This is a genomic window from Leptospira koniambonensis (genome assembly GCF_004769555.1).
GTDB lineage: Bacteria > Spirochaetota > Leptospiria > Leptospirales > Leptospiraceae > Leptospira_B > Leptospira_B koniambonensis.
On the sequence record NZ_RQFY01000004.1, the window covers coordinates 133,877 to 148,551 of the forward strand.

A 14,675-nucleotide genomic window follows, 5' to 3' on the forward strand; every position below is an offset into this window, starting at 1 on the left:
ATGTCGGAGAGATCCGCTAACCCTACAAGCAAGAAAGTGTTAAGGCACTGGTTTTCTTTCGGTGATTACCAGGAAATCGGCCAATTTCCAATCTTCTTCTTGAAAACTTTTGCCTTCTTCGGATGGAAAAATGCTGACCGTTAAAACATTCAGACCCATCTGTTTCAGCCTATATGTCAGCCCTAAACTTCTATCAGAATGAAATCTTCCATTCACATGAACTACCTTTCTTTTTAATAAAAAGTAAGCCTCAGCAATTGAGTCTGCCATAGAAGCGTCCCAAACATATTGGGCATCTATAAACTTTTGTTTATCTGGAGAAAATCCTGTAGGAGAATGTTCTGTGATCATCGCAGACAAAAGTTCTTCGTATTCTTTTTGTCTGAATAAATTATAAGTGTATCTAGGAGGAAGGAAAGGAGATCTGATCTTATATAAAGAATCCAATCCTTGGTGAGATACAAGGTTTACATATTTTCTGGGAGCGTTAGCCGCAAGCACAGGAAGATTTTTTTCTTTTGCAAACGAAACCATTGGATGATAATCCGTTAGGTAATTCGGCCAAAATTTTCCAGAGTTCAAAAAACCTTTTTCAGTGATCTCACCCTTGCAATATTCATCCACTGATCTTTGCTGATCCTTTTCTAACATTTCCAAGGAAAGAAGTGTAGAATAGACGTCAGCCAATTTTTTGAAAACCTCCAATTTCCAAGCATGTCCTATCTTATCATTATGCTCTTCTCCAAAAATAATCACATCTGCATCTTTCGCCTTTTCAATGATAGACGAAAGTTCTACCTTAGATTTACTTTTTGAATCATAAACTTCAGGGTTAAAAGTTTGAGAGAATATAAAAGAAGGGAAAAGAAGAAGGAACAAAAAAATACGAACCATCATGAAACTTAGTTTGGAAATCGAAAGAAAAAAGAAAAGAACTTAAATGGGCATTAGAAGGTTGTAAATCGATCGACAAGTATCCGAATCTGCAGATCATTCAACCTGCTTTTGAAGAGGTGAAAATGAATACGGAAACGATTATTATAAAAACAGCTCATGGAGATATGCAAACATTCGTGGCCTATCCTGATTCTTCTCCTTCTCCCTGCATTTTAGTATTGCAAGAAGCTTTTGGAGTAAACAATCATATCAAAGATATTGCAGTTCGATTTGCTAAAGAAGGTTATCTTGCAGTCGCTCCAGAACTTTATTATAGAACTGCGCCTCCAGGATTTGCCGGAAGTTACGAAGACTTCATGGCATTAAAACCTCATTTCAGCCAATTGACTCCTGAAAATTTACAATCGGATCTGAATTCAATTTTGGATTGGATCAAAACAAATCCAAAAAGTATTCCAGATCGAATTGCAAGCATAGGTTATTGTTTAGGTGGATGGGTTTCTTTTTTTGCAAATTCAATTTATAATTTCAAGGCGGCTATTTCATATTATGGATCTAGAATTGTCCAAACTTCGGAAGAATATTCTCCCAAACAAAACGCGCCTTTACTTTTAGTTTGGGCGGGCCAGGATAGAAGTGTAAAACCAACTCATATAGCTGCAATCTCAGAATTACTAAAAAGTTCGGGAAAAAATTATGTGGAGTTGGTTTTTTCAGAAGCGGAGCATGGATTTTTCTGTGATGCAAGAGCGGCTTATCATAAAACTTCTGCCGCTCAGGCATGGGCAATCACATTAGCTTTTCTGAAAGAACATTTGTAGGAACCTTTTTGTTGGAATTCCTACATCGCGATCATAAACACTAAATTCGGATGTTGGAGTTCCAACACGCGGCTTTATTTTAAATTTTTCTCAATTTGATCAGTGACTTCTTTACTATCTGGCTCAGTCCCAGAACGAAATCTTGCAACGATCTTACCAGCAGGAGAGATCAGGAATTTTTCGAAATTCCATTTTACATCGCCTGGATCCGGAGAAGTGGAAGTGAGATACGTATAAAGAGGATGTTGGTCTTCTCCCTTGACTGATATCTTAGACATCATATCGAAGGTGGCACCTTTTTTCACTCTGCAGAATTGTTCTATCTCTGCATCGCTACCAGGTTCTTGGGAGAGAAAATTATTCGCAGGAAAGCCTAGGATCTCGAAACCCTTCTCCTTATATTTTTTGTATACCTTTTCCAAGTTTTCGTATTGGTAGGTATACCCACATTTAGAAGCAACGTTTACGATAAGTAGAGTTTTACCTTTATATTTGGAAAGTGTAACATCCTTTCCTTTGATATCCTTTACTGTAAAATCATACACAGCTTTAGGAGCAGCGAATAAAGAAGAGGAAACAATCAATAAGGAAAGAAAGATCAAAACAGATTTGAGAGCCATAGTGGAATCATATCCGAATCCCGGAAACAGGTCCATCCGTTTCCGGGATATTATTTAGGTCTTAAACCAGTTTTTTTAAAGAAGATCGTTTTATTGCAAAACAAACTCTTTGGAAGTCCCAGTGAATTTTTTGTAAGTCCAGAAAATTCCCCAGAACTGTTTCGCTAAACCGTTGTATACAACTCTGTAAGTTCCAGCTTGTTGGTTACGGATCAACCAAGTAATAGTCACTTCAGATGTAGCAGAAAGATCTCCGCCGGTTCTCGCCCAATCATAAGCCGTATAAGGATTATTATCGTTTGCAACAGTTGTCCAAGAGCTTCCATTCTTCTTTTGGATTTCTAAATACGTGTAAGTATTCGGATCATAATAAGAAGAAAGAGATCCATCCAGTTTTTTATCCTGAACCACTCTTGGATGTGAGCCTTGGAATTTTACCGTAACAGTATCTTTGACTCGATTATAAGAAGAATTCGAATCAGTCAGAACTTTTCCGAAATCTCCTCCATCATTCACTACACCGTTTTGGGATAACCCAGTTTGTATAAACTGTTGGTAAGAAAGATCAGGGGGATTCGGTCCAGCTGTAGTAGAACGATTTGCAACTATATCCTTAGCAATTCGATCAAACTCTTGGATCAGCGCTGCATTTGCCCAAGGACCATAAGCAGTAAATCCACCTTCGAAGTTCTGAGCGGAATATTCTTCACGAGTAGTTAGATACTGAGCATAAGCATTTGCCATTGCTCCCACAACTACGTTAGAAATCCCCACAGAAGCAAGAGTTGTAGTTAATTTTGCTTTCAATCTTCTGCCTGCATTCGTAGTCACTTCAAATGGAGAAGCCACAATCGCAGTATTGCCTATCGTGATCACTTGTAATGGAAGAACCACCGGCACAAAAGGCACTTGCGGATTTGGGAACCAGAATGAATCCACTTCTCCTACAGGTAGAAGAGTGAATTTTTCTTTATCGCATGCTTCATACTTTGTAGAACTCAATGCCAATTGAGCAAGAGGCCAGAGATATCCTAAAATCTGAGCGGCTCCACTTAAGTTAGTTAAAGAATAATTCTTTTTAACCCAGGCACCATTTTCGAAAACGAAATCATTTCGGATCTCACCTTCTTTTGCAAATTCTACAGGAGCACCTTCTTCATCTCCCGCCAAAAATCCTCCACCGATCGTAGCCACACAGGTTGTATTTCCAGTACCAGTATCCCAAGGCATAGTAAATGTACCGATATAGGAAGGATCTACAGAAACTTTATTATTCCAAACCACATGAGAATGTCTATAACCAATATTCCCAGTAAGCGTGGTGGTAGCTGCATTATATAATTCTAATGCTCTGCTTCCTTGTTTAGTTCCATGAACGATAGGATTTTCCAAAGCATCTAAACTTGGATCTATATCATTCGGCCTTAAGAAAGGTTTTGTAATATCGGATGGATTCGGGGTATTCGGACTTACATCTCCCATAGGTCCCTGAGGGAATGCAGCCACAAAGTTTCCACCAAATGTGCTTTCTGCCAAATAAGAAGCGTATCCCTTATTATCCCCGTGAGCCCTACGATTTGTAATTCCTAGAGAAGTTCCGTGAACCGCAAACCAGTTCAGTAATCCAATTGGAGAACCATCAGTCCCTTCGAAACGAAGCAAACTCATTGTCTCATTTATATTAGAAGAATAATTTGTTTTGTCTAAGTTCCATGCGTAAGCAGCAGACGATCTATTATTTGCAAAATTGGAAAGATTTCCAGCAGCAAATTTGATCCTTGCTTCTCTTCTATTATTATAAGCAGCCTTGATAGATTCAGCGATACCGTTCACTACTATATTATAATGAACCTTATCAAAACCGATCACTCCATTGAATAAGTTGAATAATGTGTACCAAGAAATATTAGAAGGAGCGGAATGTGTATGGGTTGCAAACAAAAGAACATTATCATTGTTAAACGCTGATCCATAACCGTCGGCCTGTAATTTCTTAACGACACCCATCTTTACACTTTGGTACATATGGATCATATCGTTGGTAACAATAGCCACTCTTGCGCCACCAGGGCGCTCAATCACAAATGCTCTAGAATAAAGCCTCATCGCCAAACCTGACATCTGGTCACCCGGACTATTATATCCAGTGCTCGATTGCACAAAAGGTCCAGTAATATCAGCCTTTGCTGCACCTACCAAAAACACATCCGTAGGAGTAGATGTAGGTAAAGCGAGACTATTCAGAATAGGATTAGAATTGGGTTCCGTAACTCTATTAGAAGAAACGGCCAACTCTAGTAATTTATCGTCGTTTGACTTCTGATCGCAACCAGTTAGGATGAATATCAGAGCCAATGCCAAGGTTAAAAATTTCGTATATTTGTTTTTCATTTACCTTGCCTCCACAGTTCAGGAAGTGGGGTAACCGAAATTTAAGGAAGGTCAAACGATTTTTAAAAAAGATGTAAGTAGGCGCTTACGTTCGAAAAAAGTATTATAAGTTTTTAATTTATTTCGAACGTATTTGTATCACTAATCGGATAATTTTATAATTAAAATATAAGTGATCGGTACATCAATGTAAGTGGGACTGCGAGATTGGCTGGTCTATAATAAAACAGCCCAAGCAAAAATACAGTCTCGTATCCTTTACTTGGGCTGATATAAGATATAATTAGAAGTAATTTTATTTCTTAGCGATAAACCAATCGAAGCTAAAACTTGCTACATTCGCTTGAGTTTCATCAAAAAGTTCAACTCCAACTGTGAGTCCTGCTCTTCCTTTCTTTTCGAGTTGGGCCATAAATGCGGACCATTCTTGTTCATCGATAACTCCCCTGGAAACGACTCTTCCTTGTGCAGGCTTTTTATATTTTACTTCGGACTTACGCACTACTGGAATAATCTCAAAAGGGAGAGAAGCTACTTTGGAAAGTAAATATTCCCCTCCACTTCCTTCTGCGAGAGCGAATAACGCAGCGGCATGTCCAGAACCAACATGGTTTTTGTAGATAGGTTTGTCTTCCATGACTAAGAGAGCATCTTCTCCCTGTTTAGGTCTAGAAAGCTGGATATGAACGTTGAAAGGTATGGATAAAACGTCGAATTTCTCTGTCATATACCTAGTAAGAAATTTCGTTCGTTTTATATCAAATCGAAAAGAAAATGAAATATCGATTTATTCTTAGATTCGTTTGTAAAACGAACTTTTGAATTATTCCATATCCAGCATTTTCATCTGGTATTGTAATTTTCCCCTGGAGATTTTCAGAAGCCTGGCGGCCTCAGATTTATTTCCTTTACATTTCTGTAATGCAGTTTCAATCAATCTCCTAGAATACATGGAAACCAGAGATTCAAACCCTGCTGCATAAGATCCATTTGCGATCGGTATTTCTCCAATCTCTTCTCTCCCGGAACTTTTGAGTTCTAATAACTCAGGAGGAAGGTCCGAAATTTTAATATGATCTCCTTTTAGATCGGCAAGCGTTCTGATTATACAATTTTCCAATTCACGTATATTTCCGGACCAAGGAAATTCCAAAAACAGATCCATAACTTCTTCGCTTATATTCGGTTTATCCAGCTCCATTTGTTTGGAATAATGTTCTACAAATCGATTTGCAAGAAAAGGGATGTCTGATCTTCTTTCTCTCAAAGGAGGTATCCCGATCTCGAACACATTGATCCTATAGTACAAATCTTCTCTAAAAGTTCCTTTTGCAACCATAGATCTTAGATTTCTATGTGTAGCGAAAATCGCCCTACATTCTGCTTTAAGTTCGGAACGTCCACCTACTTGTTTGTATTTACGTTCCTGTAGTAATCTTAATATTTTAGGTTGGATCTCAATAGGCATCTCGCCTACTTCATCAAAAAATAATGTTCCACCGTTTGCTTCTGCGACAAGTCCTGCATAATCAGATTTTGCATCTGTAAATGCTCCTTTTACATATCCGAAAATCTGGCTTTCCCAAAGATTAGCAGGCACTGCAGCACAGTTGATCGGCACAAATGGGCTGTCTTTTCCTTTTCCTAATTCATGAAGAAGTCCCGCAATGATCTCTTTTCCAGTGCCAGTCTCTCCTGTGATCAATACAGGTTGTTCTCTTCCTGAAATTCTTTCTACTCTGTCAACAACAGCCTGCATACTTCTGGAGGCGTATATTAAGGTTTTATTAGATAATATTCTTTCTTGAGGAACCGCATCGTAGATAGAATCTCTTTCTAAAATAGTTCTTTCTAGATTAGAAGTGTATTGTTGTAATTCCTGTCTTGCCTCTCGAATGGAACGAACCATTGCATTGAATGCCTGGGTTAATAATCCAATCTCATCTTTATTGCGGACCTCTACCTCAACAGAAAGTTCTCCTCCTTCTACCCTATCTAATCCTTTTAACAAAGCGAATAGTGGATTTAAGATAGAGATTTTCATAAAGAGCAAAAATCCGAAAATTAATACGCATAGGCCTACAAAAAGTCGAATCGCCCAATCCAAAACATATCCATGGACAAAACTTCTGTAAGAAGAATATTCCAGACCCATTTCGGTATTATTTATAAAATTCTGATAAATAATTAGAGGTTTTCCGGAAGAAGTCAGGATAAAAGATCGAACCCCCAGAACCACAGCACTCAGATCCGATTTGGGAGTATTCTCCCCAATTTTAGAAAGAAAAACGGAATCTTTAGGAGGAGAAGATAGTTTCGCATTTTGTAATGCATTTGTTTGGATACTATCGTATTCGTTTTCTATCGCTTTACTCAATCCGCCAGACATTACCTGAGTCACTGACAGTGCCATTGCAAGAACTATGGTTAAGATCCTAACAGTGAGAGAAGTTCGATGTCCTCCGTAACTTACGAAAAATATATGGAATACAAAAAATCCTGAAATAACAGAGATCGCTAATGCATTTACGAATACTTCTGCACTTACTTGTCCCAATCTAAACAAGGTAAGATAGATTGTAGGTATCAAAAAATTTAAGAAGAAGGATCCCAAAATACCAGCAAGAGCGATCCTTTTCTGATCCTTGTTCTTTAAGATCTGAACGATTGCAATTCCGATCACGCTCAAAACAAAAAGCAAAGAGAAGATTGCGACTACTCTTCCTGGAAAAGTTGCGGATAGATCCCAGTATTGTCCGTTAAATCTAAATGTTTTAACTGCGTCTTTTGTTTCCCATACAAACCAGAGAGAAATAGATGCGGCAATCCCTAATTGTGCCTTAAAAAGATAAGAGGAAAACTTAGGAAAAATGGCAGATGGAAATTTAAGAAAAAATCTTTGGAAAAAAACTGCCGCAAATAGTGCAGCTGAAACTGTGATCCATCTATGCAATGCACCTCGCGGATCTGTTTCGATAGAAGCATAAACACATGCAGAATATAGAATTACTAAACATAAAAAGGAGAGCATCAACTCTCTGATCCCAGAGATCTTATTTTTTACACTCAGACAATACACTACTCCTAAAATACATAGTAGTACTGCGATTAAAAAGGAAAGGGTCAGAAATTGAAGATACATGAAATAAAAGCGGAGTTTAAAAAGACCATTCCGAAATGGAAGGTCAAGCGACATTTCGATTTTATTGGATCAAGTCGAAACGCCGCTTAAGTGATATTTCTAACGTTTTCCTTTTTTATTAAAATATTCTTCTAATCTTTCTTTCACATTCTCTCTAATATCCAAATAGAAGAGTCCGTAATCCGAAATATGATAATTTTTCTTATTCCCTCTTCTGGATTCGTAATTCGGATTAGAAGGTAGATCCACCCAAAGCATCTCTCCTTCACATTTTGTTCTAACATAGGCTTTATCTAACTCAGAAAATTGAATACCAACTCCACCCTTATGTTCTGCTTTAGGAGTTTCAGGGCTATCTTGCGTCCAATTCACTGGATTCACACAAACTCCTCCTACATATCTTTCTGGAGGAAGTGCAAAATCAGAAAGTTGAGATCCCCATTTTTTGGAATTCCAACTGATATAACATCCTAGATCTTTAGAATTCCTACATACTTTCAAATTTTTAAATTCAGAAGAATGTACAGCCCAACCAGGAAGATATGCCGCTACAAAGTTCGAGACCTTCTTCTTATCTAAATACTCTTTTAATACATAGGTAAGCATCATAGAACCTTGGCTATGACCCGCGATAAAAAACGGTCTTCCTTGATTATAATGTTTTAAGTAATGATCGAATGCAGAGAGCACATCTTTTTTTGCGATCTCGAATGCCTTCTCTCCATTTCCAGAATCATCAATAAAAGAATATAATGCGGCTTGTCTGTATCTAGGTGCATAAATTTTCGCAGACTCATTAAAAACGGATGCCTGCATTTTTAAGGGAGAAAGTCCGTAAACGATCAAACTACTTCCTATCTCTGCATTCCATCCTTCTGCTTTAATAAAAGTTGTAGGATGCACGAAGAATACATCTGCCTTTGCAATATTTTGCCCATCCTTGAAACCGGAGATTGCAGGCACTTCATCCGGATCATCTTTCAATTCCGGAAGAGCCGCCCAAGATTCTTTTTTAGAATAATCAGGAGAATTCGGAACATTTTCCTGTGTAAAAGGACCAGAAGGTTTAATCAAATACAGAAAGATTGAAGTACAGTTTGAAAATAGAAATCCCCAAAACAACAGCGAAGAATATAAGAAAAGTCTCATACGTTAGAAATCCTCCTCTTTCCCTCTGATTTTATTTTGGGAAAGATAACAGAAGATACAAAGCAATATCCGTGCCGAGTGGAGAAGGACCTAACCTTTCAATCATTCGCATATAACAGCGATTCTACTAGTTTGGCGGAATAGAAATCGATTGAAATCAATCAATTGTCCATTTTCGGCGATTGAAAATGATCATCTATATTTTCTTTGAATAGCGATTCAGCGAATACTTTCAAAATTTTGAATCCATTTTGTAGAACATACGCTATGCAAAACATTTTTTGCGTTAGGCACAGGTCTTGCTTTAGGAAGCATACCGACCGAATGAATTCGGCTCGGGGAGGAAAAAAATGCTGAAGAGAATCACGATGTTAATGCCTATACTGATCGGCGCTCTGTTATTCGCAGGTGCTGGAGAAGTGGATGCTGCTCGTTGTAAAACAACCGGTCTATTGATCAAGACGACTAGTTGCTCTTACTCTACAAAAAAAATCGAAGCAAGACCAGGGATATTTAGGGACGTAAGATACCAAGTACCTGAAGGAACTGCTCCTGCAGGAGGATGGCCTGTCGTAGTGATGTACCAAGGATCTTTCTTTACGGTACAATTCTCACGTACCCAAGGAGCGCCATTCGGTGGATATTACGAAGTAAAGGTCATCGAGAAGATGTTGGATAATGGATTCGCAGTGATCGCTCCGGACGCGGGGTTGGATCTTTTCTGGGAAACCAATCTACCTACGATCTACGAACTTACAGCAGATTATATTTTCTTAAATAATTTATTTGCTGCTATCCGCAACGGAAGTTTTGGTCCTATCAATTCGAATAAAAAATTCGCAACTGGTATTTCCAGCGGAGGATACAACACAAGCCGCATGGCAGTATCTTTCCCAGGAGAATTCAAAGCACTGGCGATCCAATCAGGTTCTTATGCTACTTGTAGCGGTCCGATCTGCATTGTTCCAACTCTTCCTTCCAATCATCCGCCTACATTCTTTATGCACGGATTTTTGGATGCGGTCGTTCCTTGGTGGACCATGGATTTGTATTATGACAAACTCAGATCCCAAGGAATTCCTACGGACAGATACACAGATTACCTAGCTGGACATGAATGGGTATCTGCTTCCGCAGGAAAAATATATTCTTGGTTTAACCAATACCGTTAAGTAAATTCCAACTCGAATCCGGTGATCCCCGCCGGATTCTTTTTTTTAGGAAGGATCATGAGATCATTATCTAAATCGCAAATTCTAATCTTCTTATCCCTATTCACAGTAATAATACTCTGCCTTTATTTTATGTTGTCTGGATATGATCCTGAACCCTCCTTTAGTTCAAAAACTAGCAGGCGTTCAGAAGACCAAGCAAGCTTTGTAGAAACTTTCAACGACTCTAATTTTACCGAAGAAACCACTGACAGCGATATAGACGAAAATTTTGCAGACTCTTTTGTATTAACGGAATTAGTAGGTTTTCCTTTCTTATCTAAGACTATAGAGATCTTTGAAAATTTAGGGGAGAATATTTTCCGTCCCGATCCAGACCAAACGGAAAAATCGAAATCATTTCATGAAAAATTGGAATATTTAGAGAGCAAAAGATCTTTTGCGGGCTTAAATACTTTCGAAGAAGAAGAATATCTGTCCTTGCAGTTGAGAAAAAAAAAGGATCTCCGAGAGATCCTGAACAAAACATTCGAAAAGCTTAAAGAAGAACTTTCTGAGACCCGGAAAAAAGAATTCCGAATGGAACTGGAATCTTTGGATCGGTCGATCTCCGAACTTTCTCAAAAATCCGGAAACCGTTAGTCTTATTTACGCATTAGGTCGATCTTTCCAAGCGACCTCTTTTTTCTATTTTCCTATCCAATAACTATATATATATATTTCCTTTTTAGAATGTGGTAGTGAATACTGGCCCGATCGCCCAGGATCTATTAAAGCTAAACAAGATCTCAGGTTCGGAATATGCATAGTTCGCCATGATCCCCATATTCGGATGTAGGAACACAAGCAAGGTGGCAGAAACGTTCCAAGCGGCCTGGGTAAAGTTCCTTCTCGCATTGATCGTAAGGCTTATGAATTTTTTATAATCCATAAAGAGAACAACACCTGCGCTTCTAGCCTGCCTAGAAACTTGTGTCATTGAATCAACTGTGCTAACAGAACCCACTCCTTGGTAATACCAAGCATCCAACATTCCATTTGGATCCGCTGGATATCCATTCACATTATTCTGAACAGTTCCCGCAGTGGTTCTTACATTTATATGGTATTCGTTACCTGCATATTGAAAGTATGGGGTGATATACCAACTTTGGATTGGTAACTTGATACGAAGCCCTGCCTTACCAACATCAGAACTATATCCGTCGTCTGCGTCTATCGTAGGAAAAGATTCGTAAAGTCCGTTACCAACAGTTGTTCCTACAACATTACGTGCCTTATAGTAAGCTCCAAAAGCCGCGTAACCTATTCCAACCATTGGCTGAACATAACGACTTATATTCATATAATAGTCTAGGTTAGTAGAATAAACATTACCTCCCGCATTTCCTTCAGCTGTATTCACTCCTATCGAAGGACTTCTTAGAGGAGCGAAATTCACATCTACTCTGGCGTATGTAGCTTGGAAAACTAAAGAGTCACTTAGTACCATGAACTGTAATCCTTTCTGAGGACCGATCCCTTCTACACCTAAGTCCATAGCTCCGTTTTGTGTAAGACCACTCGCTCTGCCTAAAGAAGGAATTTCTTTTTGGCCAGAGTTTGGATTTACATAGTTAAACGGAAGTTTCGTTTGTAATTGTAAATCGAATTGTCCAGCAAAGGCTCCGAGTAAAACTCTCCATTTATCCTTAGGTGGTTCCGCAGAATCTTTTTCTTCTGCGGAGATCGGTAAGACCATCAATGGAAGAAATAGTAAAAGAACTAAGGTCCTCACTAACTTCCTTTTCCATCCGTATCGCATTAACATTCTCCTCGTTTTTTATACGAGTCTCCTAAATCCATTTTGAAGTTTTCAGAAGACTAACCTCCTTAAGCAGTTTTCGTGCCAGAAAGAAATTTATTAAACTTCGCAGAGAAACATGCATAAAACAAAGAGATAAAGCATTCTAATTGGTAACTGATTAAAATCGATCGACTGTTCTTTACCATACTGATTGAAAACAATCAATGATATAGGTTTCAAAACGATTGGAATAAATTAAACGCGGAATCGGCCCAAGATATAAGGAGTCATCTAATATAAAAATCTAAACTAGCATTGGCACAGTTCCTGCTAAAAGTCATTGGGGGCTTTATGAGCTTACAGCTGACTTTTTTTTCCTTTGGATCCTTAATCGTTTGTATATTCACCGCCGTTCTTGGAAGTTTTTTGGCCGCTATCCAGAATAGATCCAAATCCAGTTCTTATTTAGCTGGGGCATTTTTTCTATTATCAATTCACGCGTTCGCATTCGTGATCGCGTACAGTATAGATTCTCCTATAGCAGCTTATCATAGATGGTTGATCTTGGCTGTAATTCCAGCGTTCTCCTGTATGGGACAGTTCTTCTTCTTTTATCCAATCCCTACAAAAGAAAAATTCGCGTTTCGATTTTTTAGCACCCAATTATTCGTTTGGCTCGCCTTCTCTATATATTATATTTTCTGCACCTTCAACAAGGATCCTATATTTGATTTTACAGAGCAGATCTGGACATTCTCCCTTCCTTTGGAGAATAAGATTCTTGGAGTTTTAGTATTAGTTTATTCTTTTCTAATGATCTTTACAGGGATATGGAGAAGCTGGACTGCATCTAAAGAATCCAACCGCTTTACAGGACTATTTGTTCTATTCTTCTCTCTTCTTATTTTTCCTCCGGTGATCGCAAACAGTATGAGTCGCGCAGGACTGATCTCCAGAACAGACTTTCTTACCGTTTATACATTCTTCATGATCCCTGGAAGTTTTGTGATCTTGGTGCTTTATATAAATACTACTTCTGACCAAACTCGTTTTCTAAACAGGATTACCGGGATTTGTTTAGGAACATTCTTGCTCATTCTATATTGGATAGGACTCGCTTCTGTTTCTAGACAAGAAGATACATTCGATCTAAGCAAATTAAGAGAAGCAGAAAATTCGATTTTTAGTAAGAAGAATGGTCCAAGAACAGAATCTGTCTCCCGTGTAGGAATTCCTACAGAACATTCCACCTTACATGTTGGAATTCCAACGAATCATGAATCACATTCTGACTTGCGTGGTGGAACTCCTACAAAACAAAAATCGAATCCAACTGACTCTCTAAAAAGATTTCCTAGACAGTCCTCAGGATATTATGACTCTGTTTTCCCTACGGAAGCAGAACGTTATTTTGCAGAAGGTAACAAAGAAGAACCTAGGTCTGTACTATATAACTTCTCCTTAGAAAATCAAAAATACGAAGCGAGATTTCCATACGAAGAATATAGAAACTTTCTTCATGTAGCTATTCGACCTTATTTCGCTGTTTTATTCATCACTGTGCTTGTGATCCTCTTTGGGTTCAGACTTTTCTTTAGAGGAGCAATTTGGAATCCTCTAAAGAATTTATTAATTGGAATTGGAAAAGTTAACCAAGGAGACCTAAATACAAAAATCCAAGTTCGTATCCAAGATGAGATCGGTTTTCTTACTGATTCATTCAATGGAATGGTAAGCTCAATACGAGAAGCAAGAACTGCTCTATCTGTATATGCGGATACGTTAGAAGATCAGGTTAAAGATAGAACTTCTAGACTTACCAAATTATTGGAACAACAACAAGGAGATTATTTTTTAACATCCCTTCTTCTTAAACCTTTCGGAATAGAGACAATTCGAAACGGAAAAGTATTCGTAGAATCATTTACTCGCCAGAAAAAACAATTCGTCTTCAAAGAACAAAACCATGAGATCGGTGGAGATCTCTGCATGTCTACAAGCCTCAAGATAGGAGGAACAAATTGTACTGTATTCATGAACGCAGATGCGATGGGTAAATCTATCCAAGGTGCGGGAGGTGCAATCGTTTTAGGTTCTGTATTCGGTGCCATCTTAAACAGGACCAGACTATTCGAAGATAAATCTTTAGAGTTCAGTCCGCAACGCTGGTTGAGATCTGCTTTTTTAGAACTTTCTAAAGTGTTTGAAATTTTCGAAGGAAGTATGTTAGTCACTGCAGTTCTTGGAGTAATCGAAGAATCTACAGGCAGAACATATATAGTAAACGCAGAGCACCCTTCTCCCATTTTATACAGGAATGGAAAGGCAAGCCTGATCCCAACTAAACATTTTTTCAATCGTATAGGATTACCTTTCGATCCTTCTTCGATATTTACAGTTCAATCTTTTCAACTTAAGAGTGGAGATTGTTTGTTTATAGGCTCTGACGGTAAAGACGATCTAATCGTCGGCATCAGAGAAGATGGCAGCAAAGAGATCAACGAAAACCAAGAAGCATTTTTATCAAGGATAGAAGAAGCGAAAGGAGATCTACACAAGATCTACCAAGACATGGAAGAATATCTCACCGACGATATTTCCTTTTTAAAGATAGAATACTCATATTCCAAAGAGCCGCTTAAAACAAACGGACAATCTACAAGATTAGTATCAAAAGAAATAAATTAAAAACAATAA

General features: G+C 38.2%; 11 protein-coding genes. 4 read left to right on the forward strand and 7 right to left on the reverse strand.

The window, feature by feature from the left end:
* Window positions 1–39 precede the first annotated feature (39 nt).
* Window positions 40–897: a ChaN family lipoprotein gene (locus EHQ52_RS04695; RefSeq protein ID WP_135614112.1), complete on the reverse strand. Its 858-nt coding sequence runs from the start codon at window positions 895–897 to the stop codon at window positions 40–42.
* 122 nt (window positions 898–1,019) lie between these two features.
* On the opposite strand from EHQ52_RS04695, the gene EHQ52_RS04700 reads away from it, so the two are divergent.
* The gene (locus tag EHQ52_RS04700; protein ID WP_135614113.1) at window positions 1,020–1,718 is read left to right on the forward strand and encodes a dienelactone hydrolase family protein; all 699 of its coding nucleotides are present in this window, start codon (window positions 1,020–1,022) and stop codon (window positions 1,716–1,718) included.
* A gap of 74 nt (window positions 1,719–1,792) precedes the next feature.
* On the opposite strand, the gene EHQ52_RS04705 is transcribed toward EHQ52_RS04700, so the two are convergent.
* The 5 genes from EHQ52_RS04705 to EHQ52_RS04725 all read right to left on the reverse strand — a co-directional run bounded on the left by EHQ52_RS04705 (window position 1,793) and on the right by EHQ52_RS04725 (window position 9,020).
* Window positions 1,793–2,338 (reverse strand): glutathione peroxidase, encoded by a 546-nt coding sequence (locus tag EHQ52_RS04705; protein ID WP_135615649.1) that lies wholly within the window; start codon window positions 2,336–2,338, stop codon window positions 1,793–1,795.
* Window positions 2,339–2,428: 90 nt separating this feature from the next.
* Window positions 2,429–4,729 (reverse strand): neutral/alkaline non-lysosomal ceramidase N-terminal domain-containing protein, encoded by a 2,301-nt coding sequence (locus tag EHQ52_RS04710; RefSeq protein WP_135614114.1) that lies wholly within the window; start codon window positions 4,727–4,729, stop codon window positions 2,429–2,431.
* 295 nt (window positions 4,730–5,024) lie between these two features.
* A complete protein-coding gene (locus tag EHQ52_RS04715) occupies window positions 5,025–5,456 on the reverse strand; it encodes a YiiD C-terminal domain-containing protein (RefSeq protein WP_100711729.1) in 432 nt (143 codons plus the stop codon).
* 96 nt (window positions 5,457–5,552) lie between these two features.
* A complete protein-coding gene (locus tag EHQ52_RS04720; RefSeq protein WP_135614115.1) occupies window positions 5,553–7,871 on the reverse strand; it encodes a sigma 54-interacting transcriptional regulator in 2,319 nt (772 codons plus the stop codon).
* Window positions 7,872–7,970: 99 nt separating this feature from the next.
* The gene (locus EHQ52_RS04725; protein ID WP_135614116.1) at window positions 7,971–9,020 is read right to left on the reverse strand and encodes a DUF3089 domain-containing protein; all 1,050 of its coding nucleotides are present in this window, start codon (window positions 9,018–9,020) and stop codon (window positions 7,971–7,973) included.
* 350 nt (window positions 9,021–9,370) lie between these two features.
* Here EHQ52_RS04725 and EHQ52_RS04730 point away from each other — a divergent pair, with 350 nt between their 5' ends.
* Both EHQ52_RS04730 and EHQ52_RS04735 read left to right on the forward strand, forming a co-directional pair.
* A complete protein-coding gene (locus tag EHQ52_RS04730) occupies window positions 9,371–10,192 on the forward strand; it encodes an extracellular medium-chain-length polyhydroxyalkanoate depolymerase (protein ID WP_135614117.1) in 822 nt (273 codons plus the stop codon).
* Between the two features lie 57 nt (window positions 10,193–10,249).
* Window positions 10,250–10,834 (forward strand): hypothetical protein, encoded by a 585-nt coding sequence (locus EHQ52_RS04735; RefSeq protein WP_135614118.1) that lies wholly within the window; start codon window positions 10,250–10,252, stop codon window positions 10,832–10,834.
* Between the two features lie 85 nt (window positions 10,835–10,919).
* Here EHQ52_RS04735 and EHQ52_RS04740 read toward each other — a convergent pair whose 3' ends face one another.
* Window positions 10,920–11,996, reverse strand: coding sequence for a hypothetical protein (locus tag EHQ52_RS04740; RefSeq protein WP_135614119.1), 1,077 nt, complete (start codon window positions 11,994–11,996; stop codon window positions 10,920–10,922).
* A 333-nt stretch (window positions 11,997–12,329) separates the two neighbouring features.
* Between EHQ52_RS04740 and EHQ52_RS04745 the strand changes: the two genes are divergently transcribed.
* A complete protein-coding gene (locus EHQ52_RS04745; protein ID WP_135614120.1) occupies window positions 12,330–14,666 on the forward strand; it encodes a SpoIIE family protein phosphatase in 2,337 nt (778 codons plus the stop codon).
* The last annotated feature ends 9 nt before the right edge of the window (window positions 14,667–14,675 follow it).